Origin of the sequence: Klebsiella ornithinolytica (assembly GCF_030505655.1) — a bacterium.
GTDB lineage: Bacteria > Pseudomonadota > Gammaproteobacteria > Enterobacterales > Enterobacteriaceae > Klebsiella > Klebsiella ornithinolytica.
Map to the genome: position 1 here is coordinate 2637996 of NZ_CP130153.1, position 16272 is coordinate 2654267.

Consider the following 16272-nt stretch of genomic DNA (forward strand, 5'->3'; position numbering starts at 1 on the left):
TAACTAACGCAGCATGGCTTTTCTTTTTCTGGATGTTTGTAAGGCGCATGTAGCGCCTTACGCTTTATTGCCCTTTTGGGCGGCAAGCCACCGAGCAACGGTCTTATCCATAGTTTCTTTTCGCTCTTTCATCTCGTAGAGCATTTGTTGCTGATCTTCTTCCGGGAACGCATTGAAGGTTTTAAGCAGGTCTAACTGCATAGGGCCTAACTTCATTGTGTCCGGAGTCACCACCTGGTCGCCTTCGTCTGGCGGGAGCATGAACCAATATGGTGGATGTCCTGTAATCTCCGATAACTTATCGACGTTCTCCATAGAAGGGCTGGTTTTACCTTTCGCCCATTTCTGAATGGTTTGCTGCGTAACGCCCATCCTCTGGGCGAGATCTGTTTGGCTCCAATTTCTTTCCTTTAGGAGCCTGTTTATGCGGTAGGTGGTGATGTCGATGGTCTTCATTTTCATACCCAAATAATACAACCAAAGATTGTTACTTGCGATATGAACCTAAAGTTGTTGCATATCACGCCTTGAAGTTGTGTTTTTAAAATGTGAATAACAGGAGATGCACCATGAAAAAAGAAATTAAAGCGCTAGTAGCACGGCGCTTCACCCAGGCCGAAATTGGTCAGCACTTAAACGTAAGCCAGCAAACTGTCTTCAAGTGGTTAAAAAAACAAGTTCCATCTGGTCGGGTAATTCCCCTCTGCCAACTAATGGGATGGGAAGTAACCCCGCATGAATTACGCCCGGATCTGCACCCAACCCCTATCAGTGGCATACCTGAAGGCGTGATTCTGCCTCAGAAACAACAAGGAGTCTGATTGATGGAAATCAAACACGAGCACGTAGAAATGGCCTTGTTGGCTTGGGCCGCTGAAGTTGGCCAGGCCTTCGCCGCAAATGCGATCGCCGAAGAGTACGTGCGCATTGGTGGTAATCAGCTGCGCCTGGTGCCCGGTAAAACCTGGAGCAATCAGCAGAACATTTTCCACCGCTGGCTTAAGGGAGAAACCGAGCTGCAGCGTGAAAAAATCCGGCTCCTTCTCCCGGCGATTTTGCGTGTTCTCCCGCGTGAAATCCGCCACCGACTGAGCATCTACGACACCATTGAACGTCGTGCGCTGCTTGCTGCTCAGCACGCTATCGGAACGGCGATTGACGCTCATGACGATGCTATCGAAGCCGTATACAGCAAAGCGTATCAACCCGGTGCTGTTGAAGTAACGAAATACCACTGATTCCGGAGGTGACTATGTGTAACCAGTCTGCTGCTGAATTGATTGCTCGCCTGAAGCGAGCTTATCCGGCGTATGTACCTTCTGAAGGGGATAACGCCTGCAATGGTATCCCTGAAGCCGGTTCGCGTTTCCAGCACAGGCACAAGGGACACATGGTGACGGTAATCACTGCGACTAAGACAGATGTTTCCTACCGCAAAGCCTGCGGGAGTGTGGGCTGGGTGGGGTTAAGAGAGTTTTTACGGTTACACAATGAGGTTTCGGTATGAGCAAGGTTTTCGAAATTGTTCAGGCCCTTTCGGGACAGGGGAATTGCGTCACGATCCCCGGACCGTATCTGGATTTATTTGCCGGTGACCGGCAGCAGCATTTGCTGGCGGCCATCCTGAATCAGCTGGTGTTCTGGTCGGGCAAGTCAAGCCTGGACGATGGCTGGTTTTACAAAGAGCACGCAGCACTGGCGAAAGAGATTCGCGCTAAAGATGGCGATGTGGTCCGGAAGGCTATGTTCAAGATTACAGAGCAGTATCTTGCGGGGGTTATTGAGGAAGAACTTCGGCAGGTAAACGGCACTCCTAAGAAGCATTATCGGGTCGATCAGGATGCGTTAGTCGCCAAAATATTCCCACAACAGGGAAATTACATTAATCCATTGAAATATATGGAAACGGCTCAAGAGCCGAATGGATATGGCTTAAGAGCCGAATCGAAGCAAGTGATTGAAACTAATGGAAACGGCTCTCAAGCCGAATGCATTCGTCCCAAGAGCCGAATGGAAACGGCTCAAGAGCCGAATGGATATGGCTTAAGAGCCGAATCGAAGCAAGTGATTGAAACTAATGGAAACGGCTCTCAAGCCGAATGCATTCGTCCCAAGAGCCGAATGGAAACGGCTCAAGAGCCGAATCCTGGAAACGGCTCTCAAGCCGAATCCATTCTCTATACAGATCTTAAAAACAGATCATTACATACAGATCATAAAAACCACGCGGGAGAGATTTCTCCTGTGGATAACTTTGCTGATTCAAGTCCGAAAACACTCCTCCCGGAGATGGCTCTCCCGGACGCTACCGAAGACAGCAACCTGGCTACCGATGACGACTTCGATCTTGCGATGTGGTTCTGGTCGACCATCATCGAAATGTACGAACGCGCAGCAGAGTTTGACGGCTCTCTGGCAAAACCGAGAGAGCCAAACTTTGTCGCCTGGGCCAACGAAGTTCGCATGCTGCGGCAGGAGCACGGCTGCAACTATGACCAAATTCGCACCATGATTGAGCGCATTCAGCGCGATCAGTTCTGGTGCTCAAAAGTTCAATCCATGAAGACACTGCGCAGCAAATGGCCCGAGCTGGCCCTGAAGCTGTGCCCGGTAAACCTTGCAGTAGGCGGCAATCTTGGGTTTAGCGGAAAAGTTGATACCAACATCCCGAAAGGCTTTCGGGGCTAAGGACTTCTCATGAAAACAACAAAATCCAAAACACAGCAGACTAGCGAAATCCCGATGCTCGACTTTATCGCGGCCAATCCAGACATGACAGCGGCAGAGATTGCCAGCGCACTGAACCGCCGTATGCCGTCAGTATCCGGCCAGATTCGGCAGTTACGGGGGATGCACCGCATCATTCCTGGTGGACTCCGCGATGGCGTGACCGTATGGCGCATTAACGACATGCCATTTGGCTGCGGCAACCGGGAGCGTCTGATGTTTGAGACCCTGCTGAGAGAACACCGAGGGGCTGCGCGATGAAATTACCTGTTTGCCCCAACTGTGGACTTGCTCCGGAGTTTTACTGGCGAGACTACCGGTTTGGTTCCTGCTCAGGAGCACTGAAATGCCCGTATGACCACTATCGCGTTCAGGAAAGCTACTGGGCTGGTAGTCGGAAAAAAGCGAAGCAAAACCTCGAAGAAAAGTGGATAGCGGAAACTGGAGTGAAAAATGGCTAAAAATTCGATCGACGCATACGGCGCCAGCGGCAAAACGAACGTCCTGATGTTCGAGCCGGAAAATCTGCACCTGGTGACTGATAAGGCACACCCGCTTTACGATGAGCGTATTCATTTACCTCTCAGTGAAGCCATGGTGCTGAACATCATGGACCAGGGTGTGCTTGAGCCGATCATCGTCTGGAAAGATCCTGAAACTGGCAAATCCTGTGTAGTCGATGGTCGTCAGCGCGTCCGCCACACGCTGGAGGCTAACAAGCGCCTGGCAAAAGAGGGCAAAGCCCCGCTACTGGTCCCGGCGGTTACTAAACGTGGCTCTGCCGTTCGTATGGCTCAGGCGATGGTTTCAGCTAACGAAATCCGCCAGGCTGATACTCCGTTGGGCCGAGCTAAGAAGATGGCCGACGCACTGGTGCGTGGTCACGATGAAGAGGACCTGGCGCTGATGTTCGGGGTTAGCATCCAAACCGTACGCGCAACGCTCTCTTTGTTGGATGCAACCCAGGCTGTTAGGGATGCAGTGGAGCAGGGAGCCATAACCGTAACCCAGGCTCGCCAGCTTACATCTCTCACACCAGATGAGCAGCGGGAAAAGGTCCAGCAGATCGAAACGGCAACTGCTGGCACAACCGGCCATGAAAAGGCCCGCCGCCAGCGCCAGGTTCTCGGCGAAACAAAACCACGCCTTAAAACTCGCAAAGAAATAACCAAAGCCCTCGAAGGCGCCAGTGGCGATTATGCCGAAGCTCTGCGCTGGGTGTTAGGGGAGGCTGTATGAACATTGAAACGGTAAACGAGCTCATAGCCTCTCTGGAGAGCGCAGGCGAGCTGTCAATCAAAGAGCGGAAGTATCTGGAGCTGGCGAAGGCCTACCAGCAGCTGACTGCGGAGAACGTGGGGCTGAAGGCTGCAATCAATGCGGTAAACAGGACCGCGGAGGAGTGCGAGGTTAACGGCGATGAATTGAAATACGTTGTCGAGCCGTCAGAGTTTGAGGCGTTGATTGATTTTATGGACGAAACCCCCGCCACCGATCGCATCGTAGCCGGGATTAAGGCTGATGGGGTGGAGCAGGCTGCAAACGAATGTTATGGCGCTGGTTATATCTGCGAAACATTGCTGGCTTATGCCCAGCAGCTGCGCGAGGGGGCCGACAAATGAGCATCGCCACTTATCTCAATACCGGTCTAGCCCTTCTGGGGTGGGTATACATCATGTTCAAAACAGGCCAGTGGATTACCAAAAATGCTCTGAGGAAGTGGGACAAGCGTCGTAAGGAATCTCGCCGCCAGAAAGCCGTGAATGAGTTTTATGACGCCTTTGAGCTTAACAGCCTGGAACCTGGCTCTACCGTTCGCCTGGCCACTAAAGGCGACCTGACAATCATGATGTTCCGCAGCGAGGGGGACGACAAATGATAACCGGGACTACTAATTATGACGATGTGGCAGAAGTCCGCTGCAATTTGTGCGGCGGTTATTACAAAGCCGACGATCCGGAAAGTCACGAATGTGAGGATGCAGCATGACTGATATCACCGAACTGGCGCAGAGCCTGAAGGCTGCAGCAGAGAAAGCAAAACATGCAGGGGAGGCTCCGATAATGTCTTTCGATGCTCGAATCTCCGCGCTTAACGAATACCAGATTACGGCATGCCCAGATAATGTTCTCACGCTGGTAGAGGCGCTGGAGAAGGCGCAGCAGCGGATTACTCAGCTGGAGTACCGAACCGTGAAGCTACCGAAGCTCAAAATGCTCGAAGACTATCTCGCAGAGGTAGCCATTGAAGAGAGAAAACAGATTTTGGTCGGCGTGAAACTGGAGTTTCATCGTGCGTGTGTTTCCGCTGGCGTCAAGGTGGAGGCTGAGTGATGTTCAACCCAAATGATAATTTCTGCGCTGTATTTCTCGTCTTGGGGATAATCTGCGGCGTTGTTGGCTGGGGAGTAATTGAGTTCATCCTCTGGCTGTTCTCGTTCGTTCACATTTCTTTCGGAGGCTGAGTGATGGCTGAAAAATCATCTTTGGAACGTTTGCGGGAAATCAATGCGGACAATCAACGCAGGGTCACGGTCAGCGTCGGGGTTCTCAAGGCGGCTCGAAGCGAAATTAACGCCCATGTCTCAGTGAATGGAAAGGGTATCATGACGGATATGGTTCTCAACGCCCTGAATGCGATTATCGAAGGAGATAATTAATGACCAGTAAATTAACCCGAGAAGAACTACGCAAACGGGCAAAAGAAAATATCAATAACTTGAGGTTCGCATCAAAGCAGCGAGCCTTCGAAAGCGCTCGTAAAGAAATCCTGGCCGATCTTCAACTGGCAGAATATGCACTGGAAGCAATGGAAAGTGAGCCATACGGTTTCACTGAAGGTGAGCGTTTTGGAATGGTTTTAGAGCCGCGACAATGGCCTGCTCCAAAAGACGGAGAACCGCAACTGCATATCAAAGAGCAACCAGGGCCAGATATCGACACGTTACGACATGCTTTCGAAACGGAAGAGCGAGAGGAAACTGGCGGATTTAACCTACACAAATCTGGTATTGACTATGTGGATAAATCAACTCAAGCGCAGTGGGAGGCATGGTTAGTCTGCCGCGCCGCCATGCTCCAGGCTGGCATCTCCGCGGTAATTCCGGATGGTTACGTGATGGTGCCGAAGGAACCAACGCAAGCCATGTGCGCTGCATTTAACGATAGCGACTACGGACGCAAGTCTTTGCGCGAGCGTTATGTCGCCATGCTCGCAGCCGCCGCGCATGATACCCCCGCTCTGAACTCTGTACAGAGCGTCGCTACCGTGCCGGGCAAATGGGTTCCGGTAAGCGAGCGGATGCCGGAAACGGACGGCAATTATTGGGGGTGGTGGAGTGAGAGCAAAAGGCAAGGGCCCGTGTGGTTTATCAAAAGCGAACTGCAGGCGCAGTTTCAGAGCCATGAAATAACCCACTGGATGCCGCTGCCAGCCGACCCGCAGGAGGTGAATCATGGCTGAGTTACGCGCAGGTGGGTTGGCTATAATTATCGGTCTAAAAATAAACGTTAATCTCAATGGTAAGTGCGTAGTGCTCCAGCAGCTGGTGAGGCACCTGGATGAATTTATTTCGCCAGTCAATGACTGCATATGGATTCATGATGACCCACGTAATGCGTGGATTGTTACTGGAGATGTTACACACCCAAGTGGGGAATATGGTTGGAGCTCATTATCTCCGGCAAACCTGATACCTATCGACGGCGACGACTTCAGCAATGAAGACGAGCACCAGAAGGAGCGGGAGCATGCCTAAATCCCCCGCAGAACGCAAAGCCGCCCCTGGAGATGAAACCATAAAACGCAAACACGCTATTTGTAATCAACAAATCTAAGGTTTGTAATTTATGCGAATGATAACCAGAAAGAAACCCGCCTTTACTGAGTTGTATCAGACCGGTGTACTGACTCGCATAGCTGCCGTAAAAAGCCCTGATGGCGGTGGTTGGAGATTGTTCGGATTGTGGCGGGATAAGGATATTGCCGTTTTTGTCGAGGCTGCCCGCGGTGGTGTTCGGGAGTGGTCAGGTCTGGATTACCTGGCTAACTTCTGCGGTAGCTGCGGAATCAGTCGCTGGGAGATTCACAGTAAGGTCGAACAAAAGTTACCAAATTGATAGCTCACATGCAGCGAGCTGATTTATAATAATCACATCGGCTGAACACCGAATCTATGGCGCCATCACCGGAGTATAGTGATGACGCAAAAACGCAGCAACACCATTCTACGCCGTGCCTTTGTGCGCGGTGTTTCTGTTTGTCTGTCGCGCCCAGGCGGTGCGATATGAGCAAATCAAAAAACAAAGCTGAAAAGCTCCATCTTAGCCGTGTGGCAGCACTTGGCTGCATAGCTTGCCGAAATCTTGATTACGGTGAATCACCGGCAGAAATCCATCACTGCAGTTCTGGCACTGGCTTGTCTGTTCGCGCTGATAACTTCCATGTAATTCCTCTATGCCACACCCATCACCGCACTGGTGGTTACGGTGTTGCCATTCATGCTGGCCGTAAGTCATGGGAAGAAAAATTCGGTACCGAGGCTGAATTGCTTAATCAGGTTCTCCAGGAGTTGGGGGAACCAGCGCATGACTAACCCTTACTGCGAATCCCTGGCTGCTCAGCGTGTAGCGGTATCCCATAAGTTAAAAGAGATTGGCGACCAATGGCGCACCCCGGATCCGCTGTTCTGGGGCATTAATGCGATGTTTGGCCCGTTGGTTCTGGATCTGTTCGCCGACGACAGCAACGCAAAATGCCCAGCCTGGTATACCGCTGAAGACAATGCGCTGGTGCAAGACTGGTCTGGCCGCTTGGATGAACTTGGCGGCGCGGCCTTCGGAAACCCTCCATATAGCCGCTCTCAATATCACGAAAAGCAAGCCATCACTGGCATGACTCACATCATGAATTATGCGGCTGTGCAACGTGAGAAGGGCGGGCGCTACGTATTCCTGGTTAAATCAGCAACGAGTGAAACGTGGTGGCCGGAAGATGCGGATCATGTCTGCTTTATCCGTGGGCGAATTGGTTTCGATCTGCCTGTCTGGTTTAAGCCTGCGGATGAAAAACAAAAGGCGACTAGTGCATTTTTCGCAGGTGCTATTGCCGTGTTTGATAAGACCTGGCGAGGAGAGCGTTTTAGTTACATCAATCGGACAGATATCGAAGCAAAGGGCCGCGCATTTCTGACACTGGCGCAGTTTGCTACTGGGCAGCAGAAAATCAAAAATGAGGTGAATGAATGATCAACCCTTCTGAAGTTGGTAAGTCAGGTGAAATGGTTCGCCTCCGCACACTGGAAAGTATCTGGATACAGGGAAAGCTGCGCATGTGGGGCCGCTGGTCATATATCGGAGGCGGTAGCGGCGGCAATATGTTTAACCAGCTACTGGCATCCGGGAAAATCACTAAAACCGCTATCAATGATGCTTTGCGACGTATGAAGAAATCAGGTATTACCAAACCCGAGTTAGAAGCGTTTCTAAAAGAGATCCTCAGCGGCAAAAACAAAAGCGGTCTGGCGTTCTGTACCGATGAAGAGGCGCTGATCATCAATTCAGTGCTCGGAGAAATACTGGTTCGCTCAGGGCATAAGAGTCTGTATGCGCTTATAGAAGACCGGTATATCAAGAGGCTTAGCAAAAAGGCGATGGCTCGCGACCTTAACGAAAAACACCCAGAGTGGTGCCTGAGAACGTGTGAAAGCAGGATCGATGTTTGGTTAAATCTTGCAGAGTCGATGCTTTATGCGCGAATGTGTGACGCTTTCGGCACAAATGGCGACAAGTTTTACTTGAACTCTTGCGCGGAAAGTGCTTTTATTGTGATAGGCTCGGGACGTTAAAGCGAACTGAGCAGCAAAACATTATAAAACCCGCAGTTAGCGGGTTTTATTTTAATGCGGCGTATGATGTGCTGGCTCTCACTGAGGACCACCATGGACAAATACGGACCCGTGCTAGATATTGTTTTCACTCTTGTACATTTTCTTCCTGACGGAAATACGCGAAGTTTTGCAGTAAAAATCACTAAGCATCCAGACTCTGACGGTACTAGATATGCCACTTATCCCAATGGTGTTGGTTTAGTCATAGGGCCGTCTCAATTTGATCGATTGATGGTATCGAGGGTAGGGTTACCAACACCTATGCCACAAAGACTACGCGAATCACTTGATCTCATGTAGAAATCAAATATCACCAAACCCAGCCATAGCGGGGTTTTTGCTTTCCGGTGATCCGACAGGGGTATTCGCGAGATGCATTGCACCAGTACCCTTGTCACATCGTCATATTGCAACATTGAAAACCAACACGCCTCGCCATCGTGCGGGACTTTTTTACTGGAATTGATGCTGAACCTGAAATAAAATCTAAGCGAACTTATGGATGGTGGATTGAATGAAAAAAATCATTTTAGGGATTATCGCAATTATTGTCGTTTTATTTCTCTATGGCGTTTACACAGCCAAATCGCAATTGAGCAATGGCGTTTCTTTATTTCAAGTCGCAGTGACATACCAGTCAATGAATCCTGTTAGCCAATACGGTTATCAATGGGTGATGCGTAACGATTCAGGCATGCTCGGTGCAGTTCAAAAAATGAATGAATCATATGAAAAGTTAAAATCAGAATAACCATACTCAGAAACACTAAAGGTCACCATCTGGTGGCCTTTTTTATTTTCAGGCTCACGGGAATCATCCTCGACGCGTGTTGTTGTTAATCCAGCCCGTGAAGCCTGACCTTTTCAAACACACAGCGCCATCCGTCATCAACGGAGGTGAGGTTATGACAAAAATGAGCACCATTTACAGCAGACTTTCATACGGCACCGGGACCGCACTGACGGGATGCGGTGTCTCAGCAAAGGCGTATGCCGGGGCAGTTAAGGCAGAGGTATGGATTTTGGCCGACAAAATAGCGGGGATGACCCTGAGTGACTGGGCAATTATTGTCGGTATCGCCTGCACCATTACCACCTGTGGGGTGAACTGGTACTACCGGCGGAAAGAACGCGAGGATCGGCTCAATGGCTATGACACCAAAACTGAGGAATAGCGTTATCGCTGCCGTCGGCGGTGGCTCCATAGCCATTGCTTCTGCGCTCATCACCGGCCCAACCGGGAACGATGGTCTTGAAGGTGTGCGTTATGACCCCTATCAGGATGTGGTAGGCGTCTGGACTGTCTGCTATGGCCATACTGGCAAAGACATCATGCTCGGCAAGAAGTACACCGAGGCTGAATGCCGTGCGCTGCTCAATAAAGACCTGAACACCGTCGCCCGCCAGATTGATCCGTACATCCAGAAGCCAATCCCGGTAACAATGCGCGGGGCTCTGTACTCGTTCGCCTATAACGTCGGTGCTGGGAACTTCCAGGCCTCCACGCTGCTGCGCAAAATCAACCAGGGCGACCAGAAGGGGGCGTGTGACCAACTGCGCCGCTGGACCTACGCCAAGGGCAAGCAGTGGAAAGGCCTGGTAACTCGCCGCGAGATTGAGCGTGAAGTTTGTTTGTGGGGGCAGAAATGAGCCGATTAACCGCCATTATCAGCGCCATTGTGATCTGCCTGGTTGTTTGCCTTGGGTGGCTGGCCAGTCACTACCACGACAACGCTACCGAGTTTAAAAGGCAGCGTGACGAGAAGGTTAAAGAGCTAAACCTTGCGAACGAGACCATCACCGATATGACAACCCGCCAGCGTGACGTAGCTGCGCTGGATGCTAAATACACTGGAGAGTTGGCAGATGCTAAAGCCACTATCGATCAGCTTGAGCGTGATGTTGCTTCTGGTAAGCGTCGGTTGCAGCTCAACGCGACCTGCCCCAAAAACAGAAGCAGCAGCCCGGCCAGCTCCACCGGCGTGGATGATGCAGACCGCCCCGGACTTACTGACTCCGCTCAACGGGATTATTTCACCCTCAGAAGTCGAATCGAAACCGCCGGAAAGCAAATAGCCGGTCTTCAGCAGTACATCAGAGAGCAATGTCTTAACTAAGGAAAAATGAAATGACCTTTTATGAAACTATCATGCTGTGGTTCTCGACCATCGTTTCCGCACTGTATCTCATTGCCGGTGGCTGGGTAAAAATCCGGGATTACATTAAGGCAAAAGCGCAGGCTAAGTCTGATGCAATTGAGGAAGAGGTGCAGACGCGACTGAAGGCCGCGCAGGCTGCCAGCGCTGATGCTCCGGCTGCTACAGCCACCTCAGTTGCTGGCCCGGTGGCTGAAAGCAAAACTGCTGCATAAGCAGGACATCACAAGGCGCATTTACGAGTGCGCCTGATGATGATCTAAATTTAATAAAAATGCATTTAACCAATTGAAGGTGAATTCTATTTAATATCAACCACCACCATGCTGTCCTTCCATTTCTGGTAAGTAGTCGCGCGAATTTGATCATCTCCTAACCCATAGATTGATGCTCCACCTAAATGACGATAAAAAAGCATAATCTCGTCACCGGACGAACAGTCAGGCCATTGAAAACCAATGACTAAGTTACGTCCTCGATTCACCACTGGGTTTCCACTTAAATCTTTCGGGTTGTTAGACCAAATCATGCGGTCATTAATCCATTTACGAATCTCTAGACTTTGGTCGATGAATTCACTGCGCTTATTTTCCTCCAGTTCAGAAAGCACAGCGCCCATATCCTCTGGTGATTCCTCTTGAAAACCCTCAGGCAGTGGAGTTGAAGCCAAATGCACATTTTCCAGATACAAAGCTAAAGCTTTACAGATAATTGAGTTTTTAGTCTCTCCTGTTTTATAGGCAATGTAGCCAATTTGGTCGTCAATATTTTTTGGCAAACGCACGGAAATCATCGGCAAACCTCGCATACAATGTAATCAAGAATACAATGTATGCATAATGATAAGTTAAAGCAAGAGATTAATATGGCAACACCGGACTGGGAGGCCATCGAGTCGGCATACCGGGCCGGAGTCCTTAGCCTCCGTGATATAGGTGAGCAATACGGCGTTACTGAAGGGGCTATCAGGAAGAGGGCTAAGAAGTTTAGTTGGGTACGCAAGGCTGGTACGCAGGTACGCAAAAATGGTACGCAAACTGGTACGCAAAAAGGAAAGGTGCGTACCACCGAGAAGCCCGTCAGTTCAGGCGGTACGCAAAAAAGCGCACAACCAAAAGCTGAACCCCCACAAGATACGAAACCGATACGTGGAGTGCGTACCAACCCACCAACCAACCCATTCCAGCGCGGCAATCAGGAGGCGGTAAAGCATGGTGGCTATGCGCGCCGAATGCTTTTCAAAGATGACGTCATTGAAGATGCCAGGGTGCTGCAACTGGAGGATGAACTCTTTCGCCTTCGAGCTAATAACCTCACCGCTGCTGAGAATATAGGGCGCTGGTTAACACTGATGGAAGACGCTGAAAGTGATGAGGCGCGCGATAAGTTGGCAGCCCTTATGGTTGCGGCCGACAAGGCGATGATGCGCAACACAGTGCGCATTGAATCCATTGTGGGCACGCTTGCTACGGTCGGTAAAATATTTGCTGATACTGATTATCGAAAAGCTGCTACTGACAAGGTATCTCTGGAGGCCGATCGCCTGCGTCGTGATGCTGGTATTGATGATGGCAATGGAGAGCGTGACCTCAATGACTTCTACTCAGACATCCAAGCCGACACTGAATCCGGCGCTACGTCCGTTCTGGACGAAGAGAGCAAGGAATAAAGTGCTTTATGGTGGCCGGTCATCGTCAAAGTCGTGGGATGCTGCCGGAATTGCAATATTCCTGGCAAATAAATACAGCCTTCGCTTTTGTTGTGCTCGTCAGATACAGAACAAAATTGAAGAGTCGGTTTATACCCTGCTGAAAATTCAGATTGACCGGTTTGGCCTGCGGCATCGTTTCCGCATTCTGAACAACAAAATCATTAACCGGGTGACCGGGTCTGAATTCGTCTTTTATGGGCTCTGGCGCAACATTGAAGAGATTAAGTCTCTGGAAGGTATCAGCGTTCTGTGGCTTGAAGAGGCCCACGCGCTGACGGAATACCAGTGGAAGATACTGGAGCCTACCATCCGTAAAGAGGGCTCAGAGTGCTGGTTTATCTTTAACCCCGGACTGGTGACTGATTTCGTGTGGCGTAACTTTGTGGTCGATCCGCCAGAAGATACGCTGATACGCAAAATCAACTACGATGAAAACCCCTTTTTGTCCGACACTATGCTGAAGGTTATCGAAGCCGCTAAGCGCCGGGATCCGGATGGGTTTAAGCATGTCTACGAAGGCGTGCCAGAGTCGGATGATGATGCGGCCATTATCAAGCTGTCATGGATTGAGGCGGCCGTTGATGCCCATAAAGTCCTTAATTTCGAGCCGAGCGGGCGCAAGCGTATTGGCTTCGACGTTGCTGATAGCGGCGCCGATAAGTGCGCTAACGTCTATCGTCACGGCTCCGTCGTGTACTGGGCGGATGAGTGGAAGGCGAAAGAAGACGAATTGCTGAAGAGCTGCCAGCGTACCTATCAGGCGGCACTGGAGCGTGATGCTGATATCGTCTACGACTCAATCGGCGTTGGGGCATCTGCTGGCGCGAAATTCTCAGAAATTAATGAGGATCGTAAGCGCGAAAACATGAATGCATCCCGCATCAACTATCAGCGTTTCAATGCTGGCGCTGGTGTGAATGAGCCGGACTACGAATATATTGGCATCCCGAACAAGGATTTTTTCGCCAACCTCAAAGCGCAAGCCTGGTGGCTGGTAGCGGATCGCTTCCGTAACACCTTCAACGCGGTAAAGAACGGCGAGCAGTACCCGGTAGATGAGCTGATTAGCATTGACTCATCCTGTCCGCTGCTGGAAAAGCTCAAGCTGGAACTTACCACCCCGCACCGTGATTTTGACAAGAATGGTCGCGTAATGGTGGAGAGCAAGAAAGACCTCGCTAAGCGTGATGTTCCGTCACCGAACGTGGCTGATGCATTCATTATGGCATTCGCCCCGACTGATACGGCAATGGATATCTGGGAAGCCCTGGGAAGAGGTTAAACATCAGGAAATAGCCACCTCACGCCGAAAAATCCCTATTCACTTTTTGACCCTGTTTATGCACGTTTTATTCACGCACTTTCTGCTACTTATCCTGACGAAATAAGCCTTTGGCGGACATTTCATCATGGGAGGGATCCGGCTGGTGCGGGTAACAGTCATTATGTTAAATCGGGCCATTTTTAACAAATTATCTGATCCGTCACGGGTATCGAAAAACCGGAGCATCATCACCATGGCGAAAAAAACGGGACGAGTCGCCACGGCGGATTCGTACGATAACTTTATGGCCCGCGTCGGCATGCAGCAGCCTAACCAGCACGCTGCATCGACATACCGGGCGAACTATACCAGCCGTAACCGGCTGCTGATTGAGTATGCGTACCGCTCCTCCTGGATTATTGGCGCCGCTGTCGATTCGAAAGCGGACGACATGACCAAAAAGGGCGTTCGCATTACCAGCGAGATTGACCCGAAGCGTCGGGGAGTGCTGGAGTCACGTTTTGATGAGCTACAACTGTGGGACTGCATCAACGAGACGTTGAAATGGTCCCGGCTATACGGCGGGGCTGTTGCACTGATCCTTATTGAAGGGCAGGCACCGTTAACGCCTTTGATGTTGGATAAGGTCGGCAAGGGAAGTTTCAAAGGACTGGCCGTCCTCGACCGCTGGATGATTAATCCGCAACTGACCAGACGCATAAAAGCGCTTGGGCCTAACCTCGGCAAGCCAGAGTTCTACGATATTGTGACGACAGCGCAGGGTCTGCCTGCCTGGACAGTTCATCACAGTCGCCTGATCCGCATGGATGGTGTGAAGCTGCCATATCAGCAAAAAATCACCGAAAACGAGTGGGGCATGTCCATTGTAGAGCGCATTTTCGACCGTCTGACCTCCTACGACAGCACCAGTGTCGGCGCAGCCCAGCTCGCGTATAAGGCGCATCTGCGAACAGTTAAGATTAAAAAGTTACGTGAAATTATCGCGTTGGGCGGCAAGCCATTCGAAGCGCTACTCAAGAACATGGAAATGGTCCGCCAGTTCCAGACGAATGAGGGAATGTCCCTCTTTGATTTGGAGGATGAATTTGAAACTCATTCTTATTCTTTCGCGGGCCTCTCTGACCTCCTGGGGGAGTTTAAAGAGGATATCGCGGGTGCTGTTGGTATCCCTCTTGTTCGCTTGTTCCGACAGTCACCAAAGGGGTTTTCAACCGGCGATGCTGATTTGGCGAACTACTACGATGACGTGGGGACGCTACAGGAGCGAGATTTACGGCCTCACATCCGCCTGCTATTCGATGTACTGCATCGCTCGGAGTTTGGTGAGCCGCTGCCGGACGATTTCACTTTCGAGTTTAATCCACTGTGGCAGATGAGTGACACCGACCGATCAACTGTAGCGACCAATACCGCCAATGCCCTGGCAACGGCTGTGCGCGATTTGGGCATGTCTCCAGCAGCTGCGCTGACTGACCTACGTGAACTGGCCGATGTAACAGGCATCGGGGCATCAATTACTGACGAGGATATCCAGAATGCGGCGAAACAGTGGGAGGAGACTGAATCTGAAACCCAACCTCCGCCGCCGGTCGGAGCGCCAGTATCAGAAAAGCCTACTGGCGATAGTCGACCAGATAAACCAAATCGTAACGGGTTCATACGATGGTTCACAGGCAAGCGCTGAGAGCATTGCTAAATCTCTGGTTGACTACTCCGGGGTGATCGACGACTGGGCCGAAATGGTCGGCAGAAAGATGTTTGCCCAGGTAGAGCAGGAAGAGTGGAACCAGTGGCGGTCTGTCTCGGAAGAAATTTCCGCAGGGTTGCGTGATGTGGTTGGCAATACTCCTGTTGGTATGGTCGCACAGGACATCGTGTACCGGCAGATTCGCTACATGAAGTCGCTGCCTTTAGAGGCGGCTGGCAGGGTCAGGGAAATTCAGGAGAGAGCGATACAGGCGGTTATCAACGGTGAGCGACCTGACCAGCTCTACGAGATGATCATGCAGTCCGGCGATGTGGCGGCCAGCAGGGCGCGAATGATAGCGCGCACTGAGATAGGTCGCGCCACTGGCGCACTGACACAGGCGCGGGCTCTGGCAGTCGGATCGGAGGGCTACTGGTGGCGCATTGAGGGTGCTGGCACCCGTCCATCACACCGCAAAATGAAAGATAAGTTCGTGCGCTGGGATAACCCGCCGACTCTCGACGGCATGACCGGACATGCCGGGTGTCTGCCTAACTGCAAATGTTGGTCGGAAGTGCAGATTCCTGACCCGGGAAAATGAAAAAACAGCGGCTATCCCTGTGATTCTTGCTGAACAATCAAACCCGCGAAATGTTACCAAAATGTTGTGATAAAAAAGAGGCCAAAATCGCCAGTCAAACTGGATCTTTTGCGGCTTTAATGTGGCGTTTTGGTTGAGTTCATTTTTGCTGGTGCGGGTAAGAACCATTATGTTAAATAGCCCGCTATTTTGAACAATTAACCCTTAACCGAAGGTCG

The 16272-nt window shown here is 50.9% G+C and carries 26 protein-coding genes; 24 read left to right on the forward strand and 2 right to left on the reverse strand.

From position 1 onward, the window contains the following. Positions 1-57: 57 nt before the first annotated feature. Positions 58-456: a helix-turn-helix domain-containing protein gene (locus Q1L34_RS12575; RefSeq protein ID WP_134935289.1), complete on the reverse strand. Its 399-nt coding sequence runs from the start codon at positions 454-456 to the stop codon at positions 58-60. A gap of 113 nt (positions 457-569) precedes the next feature. Here Q1L34_RS12575 and Q1L34_RS12580 point away from each other — a divergent pair, with 113 nt between their 5' ends. The 20 genes from Q1L34_RS12580 to Q1L34_RS12675 all read left to right on the forward strand — a co-directional run bounded on the left by Q1L34_RS12580 (position 570) and on the right by Q1L34_RS12675 (position 10985). Further along, positions 570-821 (forward strand): transcriptional regulator, encoded by a 252-nt coding sequence (locus Q1L34_RS12580; protein WP_086893324.1) that lies wholly within the window; start codon positions 570-572, stop codon positions 819-821. A 3-nt stretch (positions 822-824) separates the two neighbouring features. Beyond that, positions 825-1238, forward strand: a complete 414-nt coding sequence (locus tag Q1L34_RS12585; RefSeq protein WP_047664973.1) for a toxin YdaT family protein — start codon at positions 825-827, stop codon at positions 1236-1238. A 265-nt stretch (positions 1239-1503) separates the two neighbouring features. Then, positions 1504-2688 (forward strand): phage replication protein O, encoded by a 1185-nt coding sequence (locus tag Q1L34_RS12590; RefSeq protein WP_327204545.1) that lies wholly within the window; start codon positions 1504-1506, stop codon positions 2686-2688. Positions 2689-2697: 9 nt separating this feature from the next. Further along, complete coding sequence (locus tag Q1L34_RS12595) at positions 2698-2988, forward strand: MarR family transcriptional regulator (RefSeq protein WP_327204546.1); 291 nt, start codon at positions 2698-2700, stop codon at positions 2986-2988. Continuing rightward, on the forward strand, positions 2985-3188 hold the full coding sequence (locus Q1L34_RS12600; RefSeq protein WP_072046546.1) for a hypothetical protein: 204 nt from the start codon (positions 2985-2987) through the stop codon (positions 3186-3188). Before Q1L34_RS12595 ends, Q1L34_RS12600 begins: the two co-directional genes overlap by 4 nt. Then, entirely contained in the window at positions 3181-3966 is a 786-nt protein-coding gene (locus Q1L34_RS12605; protein ID WP_327204547.1) for a ParB/RepB/Spo0J family partition protein, read from the forward strand. Before Q1L34_RS12600 ends, Q1L34_RS12605 begins: the two co-directional genes overlap by 8 nt. Then, positions 3963-4349 carry a hypothetical protein gene (locus Q1L34_RS12610; protein WP_327204548.1) on the forward strand — a complete coding sequence of 129 codons (387 nt, stop codon included), beginning with the start codon at positions 3963-3965 and terminating at the stop codon, positions 4347-4349. The genes Q1L34_RS12605 and Q1L34_RS12610 overlap by 4 nt, the downstream gene beginning before the upstream one ends. Continuing rightward, positions 4346-4606 (forward strand): DUF4752 family protein, encoded by a 261-nt coding sequence (locus Q1L34_RS12615; protein ID WP_237201746.1) that lies wholly within the window; start codon positions 4346-4348, stop codon positions 4604-4606. The genes Q1L34_RS12610 and Q1L34_RS12615 overlap by 4 nt, the downstream gene beginning before the upstream one ends. A 106-nt stretch (positions 4607-4712) precedes the next feature. After that, entirely contained in the window at positions 4713-5060 is a 348-nt protein-coding gene (locus Q1L34_RS12620) for a hypothetical protein (RefSeq protein ID WP_327204549.1), read from the forward strand. A gap of 134 nt (positions 5061-5194) precedes the next feature. Next, on the forward strand, positions 5195-5386 hold the full coding sequence (locus Q1L34_RS12625; RefSeq protein WP_032717031.1) for a hypothetical protein: 192 nt from the start codon (positions 5195-5197) through the stop codon (positions 5384-5386). After that, positions 5386-6189: a DUF551 domain-containing protein gene (locus Q1L34_RS12630; RefSeq protein ID WP_241186480.1), complete on the forward strand. Its 804-nt coding sequence runs from the start codon at positions 5386-5388 to the stop codon at positions 6187-6189. Before Q1L34_RS12625 ends, Q1L34_RS12630 begins: the two co-directional genes overlap by 1 nt. Continuing rightward, complete coding sequence (locus Q1L34_RS12635) at positions 6182-6484, forward strand: hypothetical protein (protein WP_064360100.1); 303 nt, start codon at positions 6182-6184, stop codon at positions 6482-6484. The genes Q1L34_RS12630 and Q1L34_RS12635 overlap by 8 nt, the downstream gene beginning before the upstream one ends. Positions 6485-7012: 528 nt before the next feature. Then, entirely contained in the window at positions 7013-7321 is a 309-nt protein-coding gene (locus Q1L34_RS12640; RefSeq protein WP_327204550.1) for a Ref family recombination enhancement nuclease, read from the forward strand. After that, a complete protein-coding gene (locus tag Q1L34_RS12645) occupies positions 7314-7973 on the forward strand; it encodes a phage N-6-adenine-methyltransferase (RefSeq protein ID WP_327204551.1) in 660 nt (219 codons plus the stop codon). Before Q1L34_RS12640 ends, Q1L34_RS12645 begins: the two co-directional genes overlap by 8 nt. Further along, the gene (locus Q1L34_RS12650) at positions 7970-8572 is read left to right on the forward strand and encodes a DUF1133 family protein (RefSeq protein WP_327204552.1); all 603 of its coding nucleotides are present in this window, start codon (positions 7970-7972) and stop codon (positions 8570-8572) included. Before Q1L34_RS12645 ends, Q1L34_RS12650 begins: the two co-directional genes overlap by 4 nt. Positions 8573-9128: 556 nt before the next feature. Further along, entirely contained in the window at positions 9129-9365 is a 237-nt protein-coding gene (locus tag Q1L34_RS12655) for a hypothetical protein (protein WP_327204553.1), read from the forward strand. A gap of 154 nt (positions 9366-9519) precedes the next feature. After that, positions 9520-9789, forward strand: coding sequence for an HP1 family phage holin (locus tag Q1L34_RS28390; protein WP_012542609.1), 270 nt, complete (start codon positions 9520-9522; stop codon positions 9787-9789). Continuing rightward, the gene (locus tag Q1L34_RS12665) at positions 9767-10264 is read left to right on the forward strand and encodes a lysozyme (RefSeq protein ID WP_327204579.1); all 498 of its coding nucleotides are present in this window, start codon (positions 9767-9769) and stop codon (positions 10262-10264) included. Before Q1L34_RS28390 ends, Q1L34_RS12665 begins: the two co-directional genes overlap by 23 nt. Beyond that, complete coding sequence (locus Q1L34_RS12670; protein ID WP_327204554.1) at positions 10261-10731, forward strand: lysis protein; 471 nt, start codon at positions 10261-10263, stop codon at positions 10729-10731. Before Q1L34_RS12665 ends, Q1L34_RS12670 begins: the two co-directional genes overlap by 4 nt. Before the next feature lie 11 nt (positions 10732-10742). Continuing rightward, a complete protein-coding gene (locus tag Q1L34_RS12675; protein ID WP_085846336.1) occupies positions 10743-10985 on the forward strand; it encodes a DUF1378 family protein in 243 nt (80 codons plus the stop codon). A gap of 86 nt (positions 10986-11071) precedes the next feature. Here the strand turns inward: Q1L34_RS12675 and Q1L34_RS12680 are convergent, their stop codons facing one another. Next, complete coding sequence (locus tag Q1L34_RS12680; RefSeq protein ID WP_065809765.1) at positions 11072-11563, reverse strand: hypothetical protein; 492 nt, start codon at positions 11561-11563, stop codon at positions 11072-11074. A 72-nt stretch (positions 11564-11635) separates the two neighbouring features. Between Q1L34_RS12680 and Q1L34_RS12685 the strand changes: the two genes are divergently transcribed. From Q1L34_RS12685 to Q1L34_RS12700, 4 genes are all read left to right on the forward strand, one after another. Next, positions 11636-12439, forward strand: coding sequence for a hypothetical protein (locus Q1L34_RS12685; RefSeq protein WP_110184479.1), 804 nt, complete (start codon positions 11636-11638; stop codon positions 12437-12439). Next, on the forward strand, positions 12363-13763 hold the full coding sequence (locus Q1L34_RS12690) for a PBSX family phage terminase large subunit (RefSeq protein WP_327204555.1): 1401 nt from the start codon (positions 12363-12365) through the stop codon (positions 13761-13763). The genes Q1L34_RS12685 and Q1L34_RS12690 overlap by 77 nt, the downstream gene beginning before the upstream one ends. A gap of 235 nt (positions 13764-13998) precedes the next feature. After that, the gene (locus Q1L34_RS12695; protein ID WP_103072854.1) at positions 13999-15450 is read left to right on the forward strand and encodes a DUF1073 domain-containing protein; all 1452 of its coding nucleotides are present in this window, start codon (positions 13999-14001) and stop codon (positions 15448-15450) included. A 55-nt stretch (positions 15451-15505) separates the two neighbouring features. Further along, on the forward strand, positions 15506-16054 hold the full coding sequence (locus Q1L34_RS12700; RefSeq protein ID WP_103072900.1) for a phage head morphogenesis protein: 549 nt from the start codon (positions 15506-15508) through the stop codon (positions 16052-16054). Positions 16055-16272 lie beyond the last annotated feature (218 nt).